The organism is Psychrobacter sp. NPDC078631, from assembly GCF_050268165.1.
GTDB lineage: Bacteria > Pseudomonadota > Gammaproteobacteria > Pseudomonadales > Moraxellaceae > Psychrobacter.
The window spans coordinates 504,759-527,512 of record NZ_JBNNGG010000001.1; the positions used below are offsets into that span (position 1 = coordinate 504,759).

Annotated in this window: 17 protein-coding genes; 8 read left to right on the forward strand and 9 right to left on the reverse strand. The window is 43.8% G+C overall.

Annotated features, from left to right (window positions below; genetic code table 11):
* Positions 1-133: 133 nt before the first annotated feature.
* Positions 134-1,315, reverse strand: coding sequence for an outer membrane protein assembly factor BamD (locus tag ACQKCP_RS02025; RefSeq protein WP_427611078.1), 1,182 nt, complete (start codon positions 1,313-1,315; stop codon positions 134-136).
* Between the two features lie 749 nt (positions 1,316-2,064).
* Here ACQKCP_RS02025 and ACQKCP_RS02030 point away from each other — a divergent pair.
* Together ACQKCP_RS02030 and ACQKCP_RS02035 are read left to right on the forward strand one after the other, a co-directional pair.
* The gene (locus tag ACQKCP_RS02030; RefSeq protein ID WP_427611653.1) at positions 2,065-3,300 is read left to right on the forward strand and encodes an RluA family pseudouridine synthase; all 1,236 of its coding nucleotides are present in this window, start codon (positions 2,065-2,067) and stop codon (positions 3,298-3,300) included.
* Between the two features lie 40 nt (positions 3,301-3,340).
* Positions 3,341-4,219, forward strand: coding sequence for a polyphenol oxidase family protein (locus ACQKCP_RS02035; RefSeq protein ID WP_427611079.1), 879 nt, complete (start codon positions 3,341-3,343; stop codon positions 4,217-4,219).
* A 240-nt stretch (positions 4,220-4,459) separates the two neighbouring features.
* On the opposite strand, the gene ACQKCP_RS02040 is transcribed toward ACQKCP_RS02035, so the two are convergent.
* A complete protein-coding gene (locus tag ACQKCP_RS02040; protein ID WP_427611080.1) occupies positions 4,460-5,713 on the reverse strand; it encodes a YeeE/YedE family protein in 1,254 nt (417 codons plus the stop codon).
* Between the two features lie 743 nt (positions 5,714-6,456).
* Here ACQKCP_RS02040 and ACQKCP_RS02045 point away from each other — a divergent pair.
* From ACQKCP_RS02045 to guaD, 5 genes are all read left to right on the forward strand, one after another.
* Positions 6,457-7,074, forward strand: coding sequence for a flavodoxin family protein (locus ACQKCP_RS02045; RefSeq protein WP_057759582.1), 618 nt, complete (start codon positions 6,457-6,459; stop codon positions 7,072-7,074).
* Between the two features lie 940 nt (positions 7,075-8,014).
* Positions 8,015-9,733 (forward strand): xanthine dehydrogenase small subunit, encoded by a 1,719-nt coding sequence (locus tag ACQKCP_RS02050; RefSeq protein WP_427611081.1) that lies wholly within the window; start codon positions 8,015-8,017, stop codon positions 9,731-9,733.
* Between the two features lie 92 nt (positions 9,734-9,825).
* Positions 9,826-12,399: a xanthine dehydrogenase molybdopterin binding subunit gene (gene xdhB, locus ACQKCP_RS02055; RefSeq protein ID WP_427611082.1), complete on the forward strand. Its 2,574-nt coding sequence runs from the start codon at positions 9,826-9,828 to the stop codon at positions 12,397-12,399.
* Complete coding sequence (locus ACQKCP_RS02060) at positions 12,392-13,363, forward strand: XdhC family protein (RefSeq protein WP_427611083.1); 972 nt, start codon at positions 12,392-12,394, stop codon at positions 13,361-13,363. The genes xdhB and ACQKCP_RS02060 overlap by 8 nt, the downstream gene beginning before the upstream one ends.
* A 104-nt stretch (positions 13,364-13,467) precedes the next feature.
* On the forward strand, positions 13,468-14,874 hold the full coding sequence (gene guaD / locus ACQKCP_RS02065; RefSeq protein WP_427611084.1) for a guanine deaminase: 1,407 nt from the start codon (positions 13,468-13,470) through the stop codon (positions 14,872-14,874).
* Between the two features lie 125 nt (positions 14,875-14,999).
* Here guaD and ACQKCP_RS02070 read toward each other — a convergent pair whose 3' ends face one another.
* The 7 genes from ACQKCP_RS02070 to uraD form a co-directional block, all read right to left on the reverse strand.
* Entirely contained in the window at positions 15,000-15,794 is a 795-nt protein-coding gene (locus tag ACQKCP_RS02070; RefSeq protein WP_427611085.1) for a DUF5020 family protein, read from the reverse strand.
* 499 nt (positions 15,795-16,293) lie between these two features.
* Positions 16,294-16,824 (reverse strand): ureidoglycolate lyase, encoded by a 531-nt coding sequence (locus ACQKCP_RS02075; RefSeq protein ID WP_427611086.1) that lies wholly within the window; start codon positions 16,822-16,824, stop codon positions 16,294-16,296.
* Positions 16,824-17,912 carry an allantoicase gene (alc, locus tag ACQKCP_RS02080; protein ID WP_427611654.1) on the reverse strand — a complete coding sequence of 363 codons (1,089 nt, stop codon included), beginning with the start codon at positions 17,910-17,912 and terminating at the stop codon, positions 16,824-16,826. Before alc ends, ACQKCP_RS02075 begins: the two co-directional genes overlap by 1 nt.
* Before the next feature lie 144 nt (positions 17,913-18,056).
* On the reverse strand, positions 18,057-19,037 hold the full coding sequence (gene puuE / locus ACQKCP_RS02085; protein ID WP_427611087.1) for an allantoinase PuuE: 981 nt from the start codon (positions 19,035-19,037) through the stop codon (positions 18,057-18,059).
* Positions 19,038-19,118: 81 nt separating this feature from the next.
* Positions 19,119-20,465 carry a urate hydroxylase PuuD gene (locus ACQKCP_RS02090; protein WP_427611088.1) on the reverse strand — a complete coding sequence of 449 codons (1,347 nt, stop codon included), beginning with the start codon at positions 20,463-20,465 and terminating at the stop codon, positions 19,119-19,121.
* 111 nt (positions 20,466-20,576) lie between these two features.
* Positions 20,577-20,945: a hydroxyisourate hydrolase gene (gene uraH, locus ACQKCP_RS02095; RefSeq protein ID WP_427611089.1), complete on the reverse strand. Its 369-nt coding sequence runs from the start codon at positions 20,943-20,945 to the stop codon at positions 20,577-20,579.
* Positions 20,946-21,022: 77 nt separating this feature from the next.
* Positions 21,023-21,544 carry a 2-oxo-4-hydroxy-4-carboxy-5-ureidoimidazoline decarboxylase gene (gene uraD / locus ACQKCP_RS02100; protein ID WP_427611090.1) on the reverse strand — a complete coding sequence of 174 codons (522 nt, stop codon included), beginning with the start codon at positions 21,542-21,544 and terminating at the stop codon, positions 21,023-21,025.
* 523 nt (positions 21,545-22,067) lie between these two features.
* Here uraD and ACQKCP_RS02105 point away from each other — a divergent pair.
* Complete coding sequence (locus ACQKCP_RS02105; RefSeq protein ID WP_427611091.1) at positions 22,068-22,733, forward strand: TetR family transcriptional regulator C-terminal domain-containing protein; 666 nt, start codon at positions 22,068-22,070, stop codon at positions 22,731-22,733.
* Positions 22,734-22,754 lie beyond the last annotated feature (21 nt).

A 22,754-nucleotide genomic window follows, 5' to 3' on the forward strand; every position in this document is an offset into this window, starting at 1 on the left:
ACCATAGGTCGATTATGTTGGGGCAGAGGTAATAAGGTACTGCTAGAAAAATAAGGCCAACATAATGTTGGCCTTATTATCAATGAATACAGACTGTGTTAGTTAGGCTAAGCTAAGAAGAGACTTCACGTAATCAATTATTATCCATATCACTCACACTGTCGTCATTTAGCGTAGTGCGGCGTGTTGGATTGGTATTTAGTGGATCGACGTTGGCTTCTCTTGCAGTTGAGCCAGTACTTGATTGACTGGTCACGCGCTCAGCTGATGCTTCAGGCAGACCTAAGCCCACACTAATACCATTACGTGCAGCAGTATTATTGGTGACTGGAGTATTGGCAGGCGTCGTGTTAGTCCCTGCTAGTCTCAACTGGGCCGCATTACGAATCATTTGTGTCTTGGTTGCGCCGTTATACTCGCCAGACGCGACTGATTTGTCAGTTGTGTTCGAACGACCAAGCTTGCCAAAGGTAATCTTATTGAGCCAAGTACGGTCACGTTTGGTGCTTAATTTCACACTACCGTTGCTGGTTAGCATCTCTGGGTAGTTGATCTGCAATAGCGTTTTGTACTCATTGGCCAAATCGGTTAGACCCAGTTTTTCATGGCTATAGGCTAATACCGCAAGAGCATCTGGCGTTGACTCACTAAGTGGGTAATACTGGAATACCCATTTGGCACGGTTGACCGCTGCTACATAAGCTTCACGCTCGATATACCAATTGGCGGCGCTCATTTCGCTCTCAGCAAACTGATTGTAGATGAACGTCATACGCTGAGCGGCATCTGGTGCATACGGACTGTTTGGATATTTATTGATAAGCTCTTGAAAGTTAGCAAAGGCAATACGCAAATACGCAGTATCACGCTCAGCTTGGTTCAGTTTAAAGAGCTTTAGGCTTTCAGATGAACCTTCCATATTAGCAACGCCGCGCACATAGTAGGCGTAGCTGACTTGTGGGTTAGACGGATACAGACGAATAAACTGCTCAGCACTCGCCGCCGCCATCTCATATTTGTCACCTTCGTATTGTGCATACATCATGTCAAGCAAGGCTTGCTCAGCATACTGTCCGGTTGGGTAGAATGTACGCAGATTGGTCAGCTCTTCGATACCTTGGATATAGTGACCTTTGTCAATCTGATTGACGGCCTCGTTATAATACCCTTGCTCTGATTTTTCAGCTGTTTCTACTGCCTCACCATCTTTGGCACCAGTTAGATTTTTGAAAGTCTGGCAACCCACTAGATTGACGCTAAGCGCCAGTAGGGTTATTGAGGACAGTTTGATAAACGTATTGCCAACAGCTTGCATACTTCTTCTCCGACACAAGACGCATAATAGCAGCGGCGCTATCATGCTATATAAAAGGTTAGTGATAAAAAACGACGCTAAATAGTCAGCGATCCACAAGCAAAAATTTTTTATCGAATGCAGTTTTTGTTATGACGTATTGTACTGATAGATTGGGTCTGATACATAGCGCTTTTATAGTAAGCCAGTCATAGACCACATGCATTTAACCATAATTAAACGATCTAAATGGCAAACACGGTCAACAAAACCCCATGCTATTTTCATACTGTATCTAAATACGGCATTCGCATACAGTGCCATAGCATACAGCAAAACATGGCTATACTTTATAGAATAACATTTGCTACGTCTATTTTTTCGCCATCTATATTGTATAGGCAGTTTAACATGAGCGGCTGTCACGAGCGATATCGAATGTCGCTAGCATGAGTAAATATACAGTAAATTACAGCAATGTCATGTTCTAGAGAGTTAAGCGATGCATCTTACAGCCTAAAGGTATGCTCAAAAATTAACAGATAGCATGCAGCTTCTATAGGGCTTATGCGTGCGACATGATACACTAGAGCGGTATTGTCTTCGCTTTTTTGTACCTTGAAGGTGGTTATCTGCCATTTATAGGCAAAGACTATAATAAAAAAACGACAATTTTTTATACTGATATTTATAATACTATCTTCGAAGTCACCTCACACAACACTGTCAGGGACTTTGCCATGTATCAATCCGCTATGAATAATGATGCCATGACTACCAATTTATCACCGAATCAATCGCTAGATACTGATTCATCAGCACAAGAGTCACCAATGCCAAATGATGTTTTGAACAATAATGAGCTACCTGATAATCAAACAATTACAAATGAGCAAGTGCATGATGATGCGCTTGATAATGAAGAGATGCTCATCGATGATGGTAATGATCTGAACGATAGCGACATTGATGATAGTGATATTGATGACAGCGATATGGACGGCGACGATGATGAAGCCCCAGTAGCGGGTCAAGCTGTACCAGTGATTGTAGATATGACGCATGTGGTCACAGAAGATCAGGCTGGTCTGCGTATTGATAAGGTCGCCTCACAAGCGTTTTCAGACTTTTCGCGGGTACAACTCCAGAACTGGATTACTGACGGCAGTCTGCTCTATAACGGCAGTGTTCAAAAACCGAAAGTCCGTGTCAAAGCAGATGATGTATTGCATCTATCAACGACGTTACAGCAGCATGGTGAAGACCAACCAGAAAACATAGATATCGATGTTGTCTATGAAGATGATGACGTATTGGTAATCAATAAACCTGTCGGTATGGTGGTTCATCCAGGCGCTGGTAACCAAAACGGCACTTTGGTCAATGCATTGCTATATCATTATCCTCAGCAGCATCATTTACCGCGTGCAGGTCTCGTGCACCGTATTGATAAAGACACCTCTGGATTATTACTAATTGGCAAAACCAAACCTGCTCAGATGGCACTGATGGAACAGTTAAAAGACAAGTCTGTTTATCGTCACTATAAGTGTGTGGTGGCAGGGGACCAAGCAAGCTTATCTCGTCATCGTCGTATCGATGCGCCGATTGGCCGACATCGCAACCAGCGTACTAAAATGACGGTGATGACCGCTGGTCGCGAAGCGGTAACGCATCTATTAAATGTCACGCCATTGAACGAAAATTACTGTCTACTAGATGTTGGACTTGAGACGGGACGTACGCATCAAATTCGTGTGCATCTAAGTCACATTACTTATCCATTAGTCGGTGACCGTGTCTATGGTGGCCGTCGTCAGTTACGCTCTGGGTTGACAGAAGCCCAGCGTCAAGCTATTAATAATTTTCCGCGCCAAGCATTGCATGCCTATACGCTAGGGTTTGTGCATCCGACGACGGGTGAAGACATTGAGGTGACGACGCCACTACCTGAAGATATGCAAAAACTTATGGCAGTACTAAGCGACGGTTATTATGAAGAGTAAACGCTAACGTTTACTAGATGAGAAATGAGATCGAGCAGCCATGACGAACACGTTCCCGATGACAATGATTGCGCAAATTGATGATGTGGCTGTTTTTCAGACGGCTGCCTTTGCATTTGATAATACTGATGATTCTGCTGCTAAAAACCAACGTACAGGGTTTGAGGGTCAGTCAAATTATGGCGAGCTAAATCTAGGTCTGCATGTCAATGATAATGCACTGCAAGTATTAGATAACCGCATGAATCTATTGGCTGCTATCAATGAGCAGCTGATCGATAAGTCTGCGCAGAACGTGCAGCATGCGGCCATTAATCGCTTGCATTGGGTTAGTCAGGTTCATGGTAAGCAGATTCATGATGTCGATGCTACTACGTTGAATATGGCGCCACTGTCTGCTGATGCGATGGTCAGTCAACAAAGTGGTCGCGGTCTGGCAATCATGACGGCGGACTGTGTGCCTATCGTATTATATCAGCCCACCAGTGGCAAAATCGCAGCGATTCATGCAGGCTGGCAAGGACTGGCCTGCGGTGTGATACAAGAAACTGTTGATCGCTTTACTGATTCAGGCCCTATACAAGCTTGGATAGGAGTGTGTATCAGTCAGGGAAGTTATGAAGTAAATACAGACGTTCGCGATAAGCTATTGGCTGGGTGTATAGCCAATCAGACGTTGCCAGAGACGCATATCGATGACTTTGTGTCGCTATTTTCTATATCGTCTTATGATGACAAGATAAAGTTGAATTTACCGAAGCTTGCTGCCATGCAGTTAGAAGCTGCTGGTGCTACAGTTGTGAATGACTTGCCTGTTGACTGTAGTTACGCAGATACTCACTATTACTCGTATCGCCGCCAGACTCATATGCAGCAACCTGCAACGGGTCGGATGGCACTGGTCATCGTTCGTCTTTAGCAGCTTTATAGTCAGCGAACTACTAAACCGCTACGGTGTTACCCTCCCTATATGTACTATATGTACTATATGTACAATCTACGGTCGGCTGCCTTGTAGCTATTTTAGATTCCTTTGACTATATAATAAGTAGTGGAAATGAAGTGATAGACAATAAAAAACAGCAGATTATTCTGCTGCTTTTTTATTTGAGTGCTACATTTGTATTAACACAAGGCCTGTATTAACACAAAATCTGTATTAGCAAACGGAGTCGCTAGATTTTGGTACTGATAGGCCAAATAGAGGACGTAAATACAGTGCCAAGAACGTACCTGCCATTGCCAGTATGCCCCAGATATAACCATGTAGGCTAAAAGAAGCAATACCACCGAAGTAAGCGCCGATATTACAGCCAAATGCTAGACGGGCGCCATACCCCATCATCAGTCCACCGATAACAGATGCTGCAAAGTTACCTGCAGTAATCTTAGTAAACTTAAACAAACCACCAGCAGCAGAGGCGATAAACGCGCCAATGATAATGCCGATATTTAATACAGTGGTTGAATCTGCAAATATAGAGGCCTCAAGCGCCGCTGCATTAGCCCCTTGCCAATAGCCCCAACTAGCCACATCCATGCCAAAGCCGCTTGCAATTTTAGAGCCCCACAATGTGAATGCTGACGTAATGCCCCACGGTTGACCACGTGTAAGTAATGTCAGGCCGTTAAGTAAAGCTAAGACGATTGCGGCAGCAAATAGCGGCCAAGAACCACGAAATATACGTTTCCAACCAGACTCAGAAGGTACGGGCGCCATCTTTGGTGCGTTTCTTTTTTTCTCAACGACTAATGTTACCCATGCGATAATGCCGAATATAGCAAGCGACACCAGCCACGCCCCTGTATAGCCAAGACCTGTAGAGGTTGCCAAAGAAAAAGGCGCATAAGCGGGCATTTCTTCTGTCCAGAATGGCAGGTGATAAGCACCAATCGTGGCGCCCACTATGAAGAAAATAAAGGTGATGAACATAACAGAGCGTCCACCGCCTACTGCATAGAGCGTACCAGAGGCACAGCCGCCGCCCAGTTGCATGCCGATACCAAATACAAACGCGCCTACGACTAGACTGACCCCTAATGGCGCGACATAACCTGCAACAGGACCGCCAAATAACGTCGTGCCATAAGCAAGGATTGGTGCAAATAGCGTAACAGCAACTGCCAACATCAGCATGTGAGAGCGCATCGCTTGACCGTTGCCCACTGCCATCATACGTCTAAAAGCAGAGGTAAAGCCAAAGCGGGCATGAAAAAGGGTATAGCCTAACAAAAGACCTATGCCAAGTAGCAATGATTGAGAGATATGTTGAGTGGCTAATAGATACGCAAACACCATTAATCCTACGATGCCACCACCTATAATTAAGGCTTTTTGCGGTGCATTTAGGGCCAGATCATCTCTGACGATAGGATCTTTTGTGTCGTTTACAGGTTGAACGAGAGTAGTCAAGGTAATAGCTTCCTTATCCGATAATGTTATCAGATATCATTTTTATAAGAATTTATATGAGTATAGTTACGCAGGTTTGCAGAATTGGAAACTGTATTTCTGTTAATTCGATTGATTTGGTTAAGCAGTAAGAAGCGTTACATCATAATCCTATTGTCATTAATGTAAATACGAAGTGGTTAGAAAAAGTAGAATTAGTATATGATGATATGGAATAAATAAACTGCTGTGTATGTAACCTGATATCAATAGTTTTCTATATTACTGATAATTATAGGTTTATCAGGTATCAGGAATTTGTTTGTATCATATTATCAGTTAATGCGACTGACCCATTTATATAAAATATATTAAAAGTATATATGGTCTGATTAGTCAGGCTTTAATAAATAACTTAAAAACGAAAATACGTCTGATACAATGGGCTTGAATTCAATGAAGTTCATCGCATATATACTGGTATGTATATGCTGACGTATAGAGACTATGTAATTAAAGACTGTGCAGTTAAAGACAGTGCAATCAAGGACTATGCGATTGCTCCACCACCATTGATATTTCTGCCAGTTAAATTGACTCAAAGAAGCATTGCTTGATTCTGTTATATCGCCTGATAGTTCGAGAGTTTGATCTATCGATAAGTACTTATCAGTGAAAGTGAAGTCACTAGCTATCGACTGTGGCTAAGTATCCAATATTTTATAAGTTTTATATTCAACCAATTATTTATTATTAGAGTACGTATGAATACACCTGCTAAATCGTCTGAAACCTCTACACCTACTGATAACACGCCTAATGTCTCAATCGCTGTTATCTTCCATAGTAATTATGGTCATACTAAGCGTGTCGCTGAGGCGATAGTACAAGGTGCGCATCAGCAATTGCCAGCCGCGCAAGCCAAGGCTGTCGATGTTTATGATGTTGATTGGGACTACTTAGATCAGGCAGATTTGCTGGTTTTCGGCAGCGCAGTGTATATGGGTAGCGTGACGGCTGAGTTTAAGACCTTTATGGATGAGACGTCTAAGCGTTGGTATCATCGTAAATGGGAGGGTAAATGGGCAGCAGCGTTTGCCAATTCGGGCGGCCTGAGCGGTGATAAACTTGCTGTATTGCAGCAGATTTCTCTATATGCGATGCAACATGGTATGAATTGGATTGGTCTGCCATTGATGCCGACAGGTCATGAGAGTCATGATTTGAACCGTCTGTCTAGCTTTTTGGGATTGATGACTCAGTCGCTTGATGGACCACCTGAAGAGACACCAGGTTCAGGAGATATTAATACTGCTATTTGGTTTGGTGATCATCTAGCCAAAACGATTATTAAGCATCAACCAGCTGACACTAAACCTTAAAAACAGCTAGAACCGACAGAGCAATCAAATAAAAAAGCAGACATTATCGATGTCTGCTTTTTTTTGTGCCCAATTTTTATTGAGCGACAAGTGCGATTAAGCACTAGGCTTTCTATGGAGCAACAAGCTTAGTAGGGGTAGGCTTCACAGGGATAGGATTGTCAACGAATTGAAACGATTGACAACCTCCTAATAGCATCGTTGCTACTAGCAAATAGGTAAAGGCGAATGACTTCATAGTAATATCTCAAAAACGATTCTAGCCCAACGATATGTCACGATTGCTTATCATTAGAAGTCACAACAGTGAAGAGTCAGGCTTATTTGCAGACATTATATATAAAAATCAGCTGTTCATAGCAGTTTAAAGGCGATATATGTATTCGGTACTGTTCTTACGCAAGCTATCTCGCTGTTTTTACGCAAGCTATCTCGCTGTTTATAGTATGGCTTATCTAACGCTTCGTTTGGTTTATCATATATAAGATTAAAGCTATTTATAAAAATAACGTCTGGTATTGAGTCGCTTTGATATGAATAAAGTTTACAAAACGTGTAGCTATTTCCTTAGATTGAAGTTATTCGCCAAATATTTATCAACTATTCGATAGTATCTATAGGCATTTTAACGGGTTGTGTTATAAATAAGAATAGTGATAATATGTTGAAAGCTGACCAAATAGTCAAGTATCCTATAGTACGAGTTTTCTAACAAATTTGTTCGATGATTGCTGATATTTGCAACCAGCTTATCCGATATAAAAAGCGCGATGTGCTGATTTTTTTATCTCTTAAGAATGTATTAGCAAATAAAACAGAATAACCGTACTTGAGCGGTTGCAACATGATGTAAACCAAGTGCTTACGTTCAGCATTTAAGCCATCAATTTCCTTAAGCCTTATGCTTATCTTCATTATTTTATTTTAGCCGAGTCTTGCTATGATTAGTTTTTACTTAAATGGGAAACGCCACGAGCTAACCCAGCTTAACCCTAATACGACGGTGCTTGAGTATCTACGATTGCATGAAGGCCAGACGGATACGAAGGAAGGCTGTGGTAGTGGTGATTGCGGTGCCTGTACTGTGATGGTTCAGCGCTTGCCTAACGCTAGCCAGCCAGCGCTTAATGATGAAAATGGCGACGAAAAAAATGCTACGCCACCGTTCTATACAGTCAACTCCTGCATTACGCTAGTGTCGCTTATGGATGGTCATCATCTGATGACGGCTTCTTATTTGGCAGATAATCCAGAACATCATCCAGAACGTGCTCTGCTGCATCCAGCGCAGCAAGCGATGGTTGAGTGTCACGGATCACAGTGCGGTTTTTGTACGCCTGGGTTTGTAATGTCGCTTGCTTGCGTTTACGAAAACAATCGTATGCAGACAAGTCAAGAGGCTTCAAGTCAAAGCGATGCCAAGCAGCTGAGCTATGATGAAGTGGTTGCATCAATATCTGGCAACCTATGCCGCTGTACAGGTTATCGTCCGATTATCGAGGCTGGCCTATTGATGAGCGATATCGGTCAGCAGAGAGAAGCAGAGCATTCAGCGGTGAAAGACTTGACTATCAGTCTAGCCACAGACGCGATGCGTAGTACAAAAGAATCAGCAGTATCTGAAAACGTGCTAGATAACGTCGAATTAAAGAATGAAGAGTCGAAAGCGATTGCCCCTGCAATCAGTGATGCTGGGCGACAGTTATATATGCCCAAGTCACTAGATGAGCTTAATCAAGTATTAGCGGCCTATCCGCAGGCTACGATTTGGGCAGGTGGTACGGATTTAGGATTGAGCGTAACGCAGCACTTAGTCGATCATGAGGTGATTATCCAGCTTTCAGCTGTCGAGGCACTAAAGTCATGGTCATTACTTGACGCAAAGTCTGACTCAAGCAATGAAGGGTCAGATAACGAGCAAGCTTCTAACCAATCACTAGTACTGGGCGCTGGCATGAGCTATCAGCAGATGTTACCTGTGCTTGAGCAGTATTTTCCAAGCTTTGCGCAAGTATTTGAGCGCATTGCCTCTCCGCAAATCCGTAATATGGGCACCATCGGCGGCAATATAGCCAACGCTTCTCCAATTGGTGATTTACCACCGATTTTATTGGCGTTAGATGCGTCAATTCATCTGCGTCATTGCGCGCCCAATCGTAAAGAATCAGGTGAAAATTTAGATAATAGCGATTCGGTTTATACAGATGAGATCATACCGTTATCAGAATTTTTCTTAGATTATAAAAAGACCAAGTTGCAAGCAGGCAGTTATGTAGTCGGCATCCATATTCCTCTGATGCATGACAATCAACACTTATTCATCCATAAGATTAGCAAACGCTACGAGGATGATATTTCTGCGTGTTTACTAGCGGCGCGAATTGATGTGTCGGCAGATGGCATGACGATAGAGGGTGCAAAGCTTGGACTTGGTGGCATGGCTGCCATACCATTGTTAGCCACAACCTGTCAGCAAGCGCTCGTTGGGCAAGCGGCTGAAGTTGCGAGTTTTGAGCAAGCAGCACAAGTCTTGTCTGCAGACGTTACGCCTATGACTGATGTTAGAGCCAGCCGTGAATATCGCTCACATGTGGTACAGCGTCTACTGGTAAAGTGTGGCAAGCAGTTGGTAGCAGGTAGACAGACCGAGACCGCTTAACTAGCAGAGTTGTTTGCTAATACCGCCTTATCGTTATATTTGCCAAGAACAAAAGAGCATTAATTAAAGCGTCCTAATAAAAGAGATCCGCCATGAGCCATCATTCGTCCTTATTTGACAGTTATAGTATCCGCCGCGTGCGTCCGCCAAAAAATAAAATTGGTACCTCGGCTAAGCATGATAGTGCGATTAGTCATGTCATGGGGACGGCGACTTATGTGGATGATATTGCAAAACCGCAGGGCACGCTACATCTGGCAGTAGGTAAAAGCAGCCACGCTCATGCGCGTGTATTGAGTATGGATCTAAGCGCTGTCAGAGATGCGGATGGGGTGGTAGATGTCTTAAGTTTTAAAGATTTGCCTGCGCAGACGGATATCGGTGCGGTGTTCGACGGTGAGCCACTGATGGTGGATGACATCACAGAGTATGTGGGTCAGACGTTATTTGTAGTAGTAGCGAGTAGTCATCGCGCTGCCAAAAAAGCGGCGACCAAGGCAGTGGTGGAGTATGAGCCATTGCCAGCAGTACTTAGTATCGATAAAGCGTTAGAGCAAGAGTTATTTGTACGTCCGAGTCATTTTATGAAGCGTGGTGACGCGGCGACTGCGCTTGAGAACGCACCGATTCGCATTGAAGGTCATATTCATATGCGCGGGCAAGAGCACTTTTATCTCGAAGGCCAAGTGTCTTATGTCGTGCCTTGTGACGATGGTGGTCTAGAGGTGTACACGTCGTCACAGCATCCAAGCGAAGTACAGCAGCTCGTCGCTGAAGTAACGGATTTACCATTTCATGCGGTAAACACAGTCGTGCGCCGTATGGGTGGCGGTTTTGGCGGTAAAGAAACGCAAGCTGCCGCATGGGCGTGTCTGTGCGGTATCGTTGCCAAACGCCACAATGTCCCTGTCAGTATGCGTCTAGATCGTCAAGATGATATGGTGGTGACAGGTAAGCGTCATGAGTTTGCTAATCGTTACGAAGTTGGTTTAGACGAGTCTGGCCGTATATTAGGCGTCGATATGCAACTGGCTGGCTTGTGTGGTTATGCGCCAGATTTGTCTGATGCTATCGTCGATAGAGCGATGTTCCATTGTGATAATGCCTACTATTATCCAGCTGCTCATGTGGCGGGTCATCGCTGTAAGACACATACGGTATCTAATACTGCCTATCGAGGATTTGGTGGTCCGCAAGGTCTGATGACTGCTGAATATATGATGGATCATATTGCCTATACGCTGGGGCAAGATCCGTTACAAGTGCGTTTGGCAAACTTGTATCAAGATGGTCAAAGTACGCATTACGGTCAAACCATTGAGCATTTCGATTTGGCGACTATCATGACCAAGTTGGCAAACGATTGCGATTATGACAATCGCCGTCAACAAATTCTAGAAGCCAATCAAAAAGCTGCCGCTGAAGGCAGTGATAAACGTTTGGGTCTTGCTCTAACGCCAGTAAAATTCGGTATTTCATTCACGGTGCAGACGCTTAATCAGGCAGGTGCATTGGTACATATTTATACTGATGGCAGTATCCACCTCAATCACGGTGGTACGGAGATGGGGCAAGGGCTGTATATTAAAATCGCCCAAATTGTTGCCAATGAATTTGATGTTGATCTGGACACGGTTAAGGTGTCAGCGACACGTACGGATAAAGTGCCTAATACATCACCAACAGCTGCGTCATCAGGTACCGATATTAATGGTAAAGCAGCGCAAAATGCTTGTCTAAATATCAAAGCTCGCATACTTGAATTTGCCGCTGAGCATTTCGACGTAGCGCAAGAAGACATACGTTTTGAAAAGAACCATGTCTATATTGGCGATAAAGAAACACTGACTTTTGCTGAAATGATTCAACTGTCGTACCAGAACCGTATCAGCTTGTCGTCTACTGGCTACTATAAAACGCCTAAGATATTTTATGATCGCTCTAAAGCATGGGGACGTCCGTTCTTCTACTTTGCCTTAGGCGCTGCCTGCGCTGAGGTTGAGATTGATACGTTGACAGGTGAGTACAAAGTACTACGCTGTGATGTGCTGCATGATGCAGGACAATCGATCAACCCTGCCATTGACATTGGTCAGATTGAAGGGGGTTTTGTGCAAGGTATGGGTTGGCTCACGGCAGAAGAGCTGATCTGGAATGATAAAGGTAAGCTCGCATCTGATAGTCCTGCTAATTATAAAATCCCAACCGCGCATGACTTGCCTAAGCAGTGGAATGTCAAATTGTACGATCGCAAAAACGAAGAACAAACGATTTATAACTCTAAAGCCGTTGGCGAGCCGCCGTTTATGTTGGCAGCCAGTGTTTGGTGTGCCCTTAATAATGCAGTGGCTAGCCTTAGTGATTATAAAAAGAATCCAGAGCTGACCATGCCTGCGACGCCAGAAGCGGTCTTAAAAGCAGTGATGCGCATGCAAGGCACGTCGTGGGATTTAACAACTCAAGCAGATACAGATACGGTTGATAGTTTAGTAAAAGGCGCAGAAGAGAACAGTGACCTTTACAACGAAAAAGCAATGCCACAAGACGTACGTCATGCCAAAGATATCGATCCAAAGGAAGTCGAAGGTAAACAAGCCGATGACCAGCCTAACGCGATAGAGCATCCAAATGTAGCAGGGGCAAGAGGTCCTGCGCACAGTGAATGAGTCGTTAGCACCGCCAGTCGTTTGGTATGAAGGTCTAGCGCGATATCAGCAGCGAGGTATCGCTCACGTGTTGGCGACGGTCGTGGCTGTGAATGGATCTGCTCCTCGAGCGCTCCAGGCAAAGATGATCGTCACGCAAGACAATATCGTGGATACGCTGGGCGGCGGCGGTCTAGAGCATGACGTTGTCAATACAGCACGGCAGCTATTGAGTGGTGAAATGGCGGCAACGGTAACAAAAGAAGTAAAACCAAAAGTCGCTGAAACTGACGGTGAAAGCACGTTAATACCTTCTAAAGCAGTGCGCCGTGATGCTGTCTACACCAAGCACTACCCGCTAGGTGCAAAGTTAGCACAGTGTTGCGGCGGTAGCGTCACCGTTATGTTCGAATGCTTCAATGTAACGTCGCCGATGTCAGTACTAGTGTTTGGTGCAGGGCATGTAGCATCAGCGCTAATGACCATTTTAGCTGAGCTACCTTGTCAGGTAGATTGGGTGGACAGTCGCCCAGAGATGTTTAAGCGGTACTTAGTTGATGAATCTACTACTAATCCATCCACACTTTATAACTTACCAGCGCATATCCGTCCGCATATCGATGATGAGCCTGTAGATTTTGTACGCCCATTTATCGAACAGGGTGGTCAGCGTTTTATTCTGGTTATGACTCATGACCATAGTGTTGACTTTGAGCTAGTGCGGGCAGCATTAGATACTATTTCTGACATGAGCGCGCCTCATGATAAATGCTCAAATATTTCAGTACCTTATGTAGGTTGCATTGCCTCGGCAACCAAAGCCAAGCGTTTTAAAGATCGCTTGATGCAGCGTGGCTACAGTGAGCAACTGGTCAATCAGTTGGTCATGCCAATTGGATTGCAAATTGGCGGAAAAGAGCCGATGGCGGTGGCGGTTTCTATCGTGGCACAGCTCCTGCAGCAGTATCATCAAGCTATTTCTTGAACGGTTCACTCCATATAACTTTTATACTTTTTATCAATTTATTAAAACGCTCAGTACTATTTATCAAAACGCTCAGCATTACCCAGCCATTGTGAGATCTACGAATGACCCTACATATTTATCAAGCTCGACTGCTGCACTATTTGACCGAAAGCGATCGTACTGAGCGTACAACCTCTGATCATTCACAGACATTAGCTGTGGAACGAGACATTACGTTGCTACCAGTGATTGAAGGTGTACAAGTTTATCCTGAATATATCGCTGATGGTGCGCTTGTCGTAGATGATGTGACAGGGTGCATTGTAGAGTATGGTCATAATGAGACAATATTAGCGAAATATATTAATACCTCTGAGCAAGCAGGACAGTTAGTAATCAAGGTGCATGACTATCGCGATAAATTGATCATGCCAGGCTTTATCGATACTCATGTACATTATCCGCAAATAGATATGATTGCTGCTTACGGTGAGCAATTACTTGACTGGCTTAACAATTATACTTTCGTCACTGAGGCCAATTTTGGCGATCCAAAAGTGGCGCATGATACGGCGCAGTTCTTCTTAAACCAGCTGCTAGCCAATGGTACAACGAGCGCCATGGTATTTTCTACCAGTCACCCTGAATCAGTGAACGCATTTTTTACGGAAAGTCACAGGCTCAACACCCGCATGATCACAGGCAATGTCTTGATGGATCAAAATGCGCCTGATAATTTGTGTGTACCTGCTGAGCAAGGTATTCGAGATACCCAAAACATCATTGATAATTGGCATGAGCGCGGCCGCCAACATGTGGCGATTACCCCGCGCTTTGCTATTACTTCGACACCTAAGCAACTACAAATGGCAGGTGAGCTGTATTCCAGTTATGAGAATGTTTATCTGCAGACGCATCTGGCAGAAAATCATGATGAGATAGCCTTTGTGAAACAACTGTATCCCAATCATAAAGGCTATCTCGATGTCTATGATACGATGGGATTACTGGGTCGACGTACGACTTTGGCACATGGTATTCACCTTGAAATATCTGAGTATGAGCGTCTGCGTGCGACTGGTACACAAATATCACACTGTCCGACGTCCAATCTGTTTTTGGGTAGTGGACTATTTAATTTACCCAAAACGTTAAGTTATACCGGTGTCAGTATCGCCACTGACGTTGGGGCAGGGACGAGTCTGTCGATGCTGACGACTCTGTCAGAAGCGTATAAAATTCAACAACTACAAAGCAATGAGTTATCCGCTCATCAAGGGCTGTACCAAATTACGCTGGGTAATGCCCAGTCGCTATTATTGAACAATAAAATCGGTAACTTTATGCCAAATAAAGAAGCGGATTTTGTGATCATCGATATGGGTGCAACGGAACTGCTTGAGCGACGTATGGCGCAGACCAAGACACTGGAAGAGCAGTTGTTTGTACTAATGATGCTAGGCGATGATAGAGTAATTGATCAGACAGTCATCGCCGGCGTGAGTCGCTATCGTAAATCAACTTTATAGGTGTAAATAAACGCTGTACCTAAATCAGGAACAAGTGAGACTTTTTTCAGATATAAAAAACAAACCCTTGTTTCTATATTGTAGGAACAAGGGTTTATTACTGCCAAGAGAGTTTCTATTGAGTATTAAAAATGGAATTTTACCAACGCACTAGGAGAGTTTTGATTTACGCCATCAACACCGTATTTATTTTTCCAATAGCTATACTCCATACCGACTTCTAAACGGTTATCAATACCGAGCACTTCTTGTAAGTTGTATTTAATTTGCGGATTAATATGAATATTATCTTCAATGTCATCATTATTAAATGAATAATCGATAAAGCCATCTACAACAAAATTATTGCGTTCCCAACCATAGGTTAAGGTAATTTGTTGATCATCGTCAGTATTATCATTAAACGCATGATATAGCGTCGCGGAAGCAAACGTCGTACCTGGAATAGGCACATTGAGATCTGCACCAATACCAACCAGATAATTATCTTGGTCAAAGCCAGTACTGTTCGAACCAAATTCATACGTAGCGGCTAAATTAACCTGCTTGATAAAACTGTCGTTGAAAGTGGCTATTTTGAATGTAGGAGACAGCTCACCATAAGTTTCTCTAAATCTATTGTTTTCAATGTCATCGGCACCTTGGTTTCGATCGACAAAGAAGAACACGCCGCCCCAGTCGTGCGCAGAAGCATGCTCTAATGTAATGGTCGTCAGCTCTCCGTCTTCTACAAGTTCATAGTCATCACCGTAAAGTACGGAGACACTCGTATCAGTAAAAAAGGTCTTAGCATGGATGCTAGACATACTACCTAAAGCAGCGATAGCAACAGCTGCCATCGACAAAGGTTTGAGTAAAGCTAGCTTTTGGCTAGATGATTTGGTATGACAGGATAAGCTCGTTAATAAATCAAAACGCAAAATATGACCCCTTTATGTACAATTGATTGTTGATTGCCCCAAAACTGCATCGTTACTATTTGCTAGTAAACAAACTATTAATCCAATCCTCGTTAGACAACGGTCGGTTGATAGCGCTTAAATGCTTACTACTAAAGAGCATTCAATAACCGTGCCACAAATGCCCTAGAAGGCTGTCATCTACAGAGTCTTCTGGTTTTTAGTCTTATTAGCCATTAATAAGGGTAGAAATAAGCAAAATAGTCCTTAACTATTCTCAAATGAGAGAGCCAATTTCCGTGCATTTAGATATATGTGACAAACAATGTTTTTCGAAGGATCAGATGCACCATAAAAGCACCAAAATGGATATCCATGTGCCCTAAGTTGGGTCGTCTGACGGGTCTTAATCAATTGATAGGCATATGATTTAACAACTAAATGAACATAAAAAAGCCAGCTAATAGACATTAGCTGGCGTTAAGTTTGTACATGTCGGATGCGACTACTTTTTATTCAGTTAACTGCATTCATCTTCTAACTCAATAAGCACATGCCAGTCAGTAATATCTATCTCATGACAGTTGTTACCGTCACCATTGATACGATCAATAACTAAGAAATCGCTGTCACGCCCAAGCGCGAGTAGAGGGTGATGCCAGACATTAGCATCGTACTGTACACCTTGGTGAGATTTCGCATAAAACACTGTTAGGTCATCAGGCGACTGCGGCGGCACACCAGCTTTAGCGACCACGACGATATAGTCTTGGCCTTCCATAGATACAAATGCTTGTGTCCCAAGCGGATGGTATTCCATGACTGAGAGCGCAATCGGATTCTCACGTTTCTTGGCCCGAAAGATACTCATACCAACTGAGCCACCGACGAGCTTACTTTCGGCAAGTGCATGATGACGAACCGCATAGCCATTATTGATCTCATAAGTGTTGTCAGCTGTTTGCTCATTATCACTATAGCGCTCGATGACCGAGCCATAGGGGGCAAAGTTTGTCTTGGTCAGAGGCTTAGCCGATAGTGTGACACTCATTATTTTGCCTCTTTGCTATCAGTACCAGTCTTAGCCTCAGCAATTTTGCCATACACGCGTACACGGCTAATACCACCATCTGGGAAGATATTGACCCGAATATGCGTGATAGGTTTATCAAGTTGAAGCTTGTCTTTACCAAAGTGATGAACGTCGTCAGCATTGGTTTTTTGCGGCTCAAGCAGGGTTTCCCAAAACATACTCTGAGTCACTAAAGTTTGCTCTGGTGTATTTGGTGAGTAGACGGCTTGGATCGAGACTTTATCAGGATAATTACCCTTAAAGTGGGCAGTATCTATCTCGATGGAATCAACGATACCTGCTTGACCTAGCGCAATGATGCACCAATCATTGCCTGGCTCACGGCGACGACGAGTCTCCCAACCATCACCCATGTTAGGCGCTTTAGTTGGTAGTAGTAAATTACTAGCCGCACCAAAATGCGCATCGTTACTAGCAATCGCACGACCACCATTTAATGCGCCTGCCAAGTCAAGTGTCTCGCCTTGTATGTTTAGGCTGGCATCAAGTTGGATATCACCATAGACACGTAGTCGGGCAACGCCGCCATCTGGATAGATGTTTAAACGAATATGGGTTACCGTTTGCTCATGATCAATCTCGATAAGCTCATGGTTGTGACCTTGAAGCGGGGTCATACCCACTAGTGCCTGCCAGTTTTTATTGTCCCAGTTTTCTTTGCTTAGACTGGTAAGTTCAGTTTCATCTTGCTGTAGTAGCTCTGGCGCGTATAAGGCATCGACGCTAGCGGAAGAGGGGAAGTTACCCGTGAAGTGACTGGTATCAATATCTAGACCAGCTATTTTGGTTGGGCGGGCGAGCTGGATAACTAAATAATCGTAACCCAAGTGGCGTTTACGACGAGTCTCCCAGCCGTCCATCCACTTACCGTTGTCATCGAATTTACCCACGATAAAGATAGGTGCATCAGGATTTAGAATACGGCTTTTATCCGCAAAGAAGTCATCAGTGGCAAATAGTGATTTTGCCCCCAAGCGACTGTCAGCGACGTTTGATTTTTTGGTAAATGCTGGCAGGGTATCCGGTAGGTTGTTTGCTGAGATAATTTGTCCAACTTCTGAAGTGTTTTGACTCACAATGATTCCTTTTTTAATAATGGTGTTAGTTGATAGTGTGGTGGCTATCTTATTTATTCATCTATGCGCATTCGATCAGCTAAGTAGAATGAGTACTAGGACGATAGCCTAAGCTTACATCCAGTTAGCAGTGTTGTCTGACGTAGCAGGATGGTTTTCGTACCAGTGCTTGGCGATATCATCACGGCGGCATATCCATACGTCAGGCTTACTGGTGATATATTGCAAAAACTGCTTTAGCGCTTTGATGCGTCCTGCGCGTCCGATAATGCGGCAATGCAAGCCAATAGTCAGCATTTTAGGGGTGTGTGTGCCTTCTTCGTATAAGGTGTCAAAGCTGTCTTTGAGATACTGATAAAATGGTTCAGCGTGGGTGAATCCTGGGCTAGAAGAAAAACGCATGTCATTGGTCTCTAGGCTATAAGGTATGACCAAATGCGGCTTACGCGTGATGACATTGCCGTCTTGGACTTTTACATTGAGCCAATATGGTAACTCATCACCGTACGAGTCAGAGTCATAGGTATAGCCACCTTGCTCGGCGACCAGTTCACGAGTATTTGGACTATCGCGTCCTGTATACCAGCCGAGAGGTTGTCCGCCTAGCATACGTTTAAATATCTGGGTGGCACAGCGAATGTGTTCACGCTCCGTCTCACGGTACATATCCTGATAAGTAATCCAGCGTAGACCATGACTGGCAATCTCATGACCGTCTTCTAATATACGCCCAATAATATGCGGGGTCTTTTCAGCAGCGGCGGCACAGGTAAACGTGGTGATAGGAATACCATAATCTTTAAAGACATCTAATACACGCCACACACCGACACGGCTACCATACTCAAAAGCAGACTCAATAGACTGGTGACGGTTGTTAAATTCTGGTGTGCCCAAAATATCAGACAAAAAACGCTCTGATTGACCATCGCCATGGATGACGCTATTTTCTGCACCTTCTTCGATGTTTAATACAAACTGTACGGCGATTTTTGCGCCACCTGGCCAGTTCGCTTTTGGTGGATTGCCAGCATAGCCTTTTAAGTCGCGAGGATATGTGCTCAGATCAAAGTCACTGGTAATTTTTTTGCTCATTATCTATATTCCTATATCGCTTAGAGCTTTAAATATTTATTAAAATATTGCTCGTAAAGGACAGTTATTTTTTATCACAAATTAAAGTGATGATGCATAGGCCACGAGCTGCTGACGCTCTGTATCAGTTAGCTGAGTGATATTACCAAGCGGCATATAGCCAGTCTGTACCGCAGTGACGATTTTCGCTTTATGAATTTTTAAGTCTTCTGGTGTCTGCAAAATGATTCCTGCTGGGGGAGCGGCGAAGCCTTGCTGTGTTGGCTGCACCGCATGACAGGTGCTACAGCGCGTATGCACGACATCCATCATGGCGTCATCTGCTGATGCGCTCACGGCTTCAGCAGTAGCTGCATCATTACTAATACTGTTATTAGCATTGCTATTAGAATTAGAATTAGTATTAGCGTTAGCAACAGCATCAGTGCTTGAGTCGCTTGTAGCTGGCGGCGTGCCATCAGTCGTTGTAGGTGCTACGGAGGCAGTAGCAGGCATTGCAGGCAATGGCTCAATCGGCTCAGGTCGCATCCAGATAATTAATAATACAGTTAATACAGCTGGAATGACCAAATAGCGTGGTTTTTTATGACCCAAATGCTTTTGGTTAAAGTAATGACGGGCAGTCGCGGTGATGATACCGACGAAGACCAATACCAACCAACCTTTCTCATGAGCATACATCATTGGGTAATGGTTGCTGATCATGGTAAAAATCAGCGGTAGGGTAAAGTAGTTATTCATCAGTGAGCGATTTTTGGCTTGTAATGCCAATTCAGCCACTTCTTTACCTGGTTTTTCGCCGCGACGCACACAGTCAACGAGCGCACGCTGAGCCGGCATGATACCGAAGAATACGTTACCTACCATCACCGTGCCCAAGATGGCACCGATATGTATAAATGAGGCGCGATCACTAAACAGCTGATAAGAGCCCCAGCTCGCGATGACCAGCAAGATAAAAATCAAGGTACTAAAGATAAACGCGTTTTTACCCAAATGACTGCGTACGATCACTTCATAAATGAAATAACTGCCAAATAAGAAAAGCAAGCTGGTGGCAATGGCACCGATACTGGTAAAAGGCACTTTGCTTGGGTCAATTAGGTAGGCAGTTGCATTGGCATAATAGACGATAGACATCATCGCCGCACCCGTCAGCCAAGTGGTATAAGCTTCCCACTTAAACCAATGTAGCGTCTTTGGCATCTCTTCGGGTTCGAGTTTGTATTTGGCAATTTCATAAAACCCGCCGCCATGGACGGCCCAAAGATCACCCGAAATGCCTTTGTCTGTTTTCCACTGTGGCGGTTTGCGTAGACTTAGATCTAGCCACACAAAATAAAACGATGCACCAATCCATGCTACCCCAGCGATAACATGAAACCATCGGAAAAATAAACTCAACCATTCGAGAAGATAGGCGCCCATGTAATAAATGTCCTTTAATATGACAGTGTCTTAATAAAATGTCTTGGTAATTTCTTTTGATAGTATTTCTTGAACACTAATAACAAAGCAGAGAGCTAAACAGCGCCAAAGCTACGATCCGCGATAGGTACTATAACCGTGCGCACTAAGCAGAAGTGGCACGTGATAATGACTGGCATCGTTTACCACAAAGTCGATAACCACTTGCGGGTAAAATGCTGTTAGCTGCTGAGCATCAAAATAAGACTGAGTATCGAACGTTACGGTATAGCGTCCAGTATTTAGCTGATGCTCTGTGCTATCGATGGCTGTATCAAACTGCCAAGCGTCTGGTGTGACACGGCCATCACTATTGGTTGTGCCATGTGCCAATAATGTGGCGGCACCGTTGTCTCGTATGCGGTGTAAGGTAACGGCGACATCAGCCGCAGGTTTGCCAAGATGAGTGTCTAAGATATGTGATGACAGGGTGGCAGACATAATGCTTCCTTTAAATTTGTGAGAAATATAAATAGGATAAAAATGCTAGTCTAACTCTGCGACTACTATTTGCCTGTCTAAGCATTGTCTAGTAGTTTGTTTAAACGTAGACGCGTAATTTTATTTTGCTCAGCGGCTGCATTGGCAAGCTCTGTGGCACGATCATTAGGCAAGCGCGCTAATAGTAGATCCAGCATTTGCTGCGCGCTTTTACCCGTCGCAAAGACAATAAAAATAAAACCAAATTTATCAAGATAGTCGCGATTTCCTTTGGCAAGTGCTTCGAGGACTTCATCTGCTGCATCGTTAGCGCCTGATTGTTCGTGTGCAGCGCTACTTTGTGTGTTGCGGTATTTTTCTTTTAGAGATGCCACATTGCCGATTTGTGGATGCCCATCAAACGCTTCTAATAAGTTAGCCTCATTATTTTGTACTTTGTTCCAGATAGCGTCGCTACTTGCTAGCAGTGCGTCAACGTCTGCAAAAGGACGGGCGTCTGCAAGTTTATAGGCCCAGCTTTTACTGGTGCAGCAAGTCAATAGCTGAGCGATGGCGACTTCTTGTGATAAATCGTTGAATTGCGCTAAGGTTAAGCTCACGATGACATCCTTTTCTAATAGAATAGCCCGTTATCTGTATTGGGCGATAAATGTTTGATAGAGGTTTATACCTTATGGTTATTTGCATAAACTTATAGGTATAAGCAGTAAACTTGATAAGCAGCGGTTGCTTCAGCTTTATGGATGATTTGATTAAGCTAGCAGCTATTAATTTGCTCAAAATCAAAAGCCGATAATCTATATGTTCGTAGTCAGCCCTTTGGCGCTTATATACGCCTTGCATAATTTCAAGTTATAGTGAACTGACAATATGAAACAGATTTGCTAAGGAAACACTGATATTTTAGCCGTCCAAAACGTCTGGCAAGAGGCAATTAATGACGGCGTAATTGATTTACAGTTCCCATTTTGCTAAAACCTGACTAATTGGTCAACTGTTTTATGCGAAATATTTTTATTTAACAGGTTATGCTGCTCAAATCTATGTATTTATATAAGAATACACAGCGAAATATAGCGACTATCTTGTCGAACCTGTCTCTTAAAGTGAGATACCACTGCTATGACTCAAAACAATCAAAAGGAAGAAACCTCAGTGACTGATACGCCCTCGCACCGTAGCCAACAAGCCATTCGCGCACAGAATCAAGCGCTTATCTTAGCGGCAGCTGAAGAAGAGTTTGTGCTTCAGAGCTATCGCGGCGCTACGATGCAGGGCATTGCCGATAGAGCAGGCTTACCTAAAGCCAATGTGCACTACTACTTTAAAAATAAAAAAAACCTCTACATGGCAGTGCTGCGCTCGATCATTCAAGAATGGAATGAAGGCTTAGTAACCATGACGGTAAATAGCGACCCAAAAACAGTCATCGAAAAATTCGTCCGTACCAAGCTACATCAAGCCTTTATCAATCCAAGTCGTCATAAATTGTTTGCGATCGAAGTCATCGGCGGTGCACCGCATTTGCATGAATTTATGTCCACTACGATGAAGGAGTGGGTACACGATAAAGCACAGGTAATGAAAGAGTGGCACAAGCAAGGCAAAATTGGGATTACTGATCCCCTACAACTACTGATTTTGATTTGGGCGACTACCCAACGTTATGCTGAATTCGAGATTGAGATTGTTGGATTAATGGATAAGACCGCTTATGACGCAGCAGATGAAGCACGTGCGGCAGACTTTCTAGTACCTTTTATTCTAAAAGGCTGTGGCCTTGAATGATGACATAGTACCTATTTGACA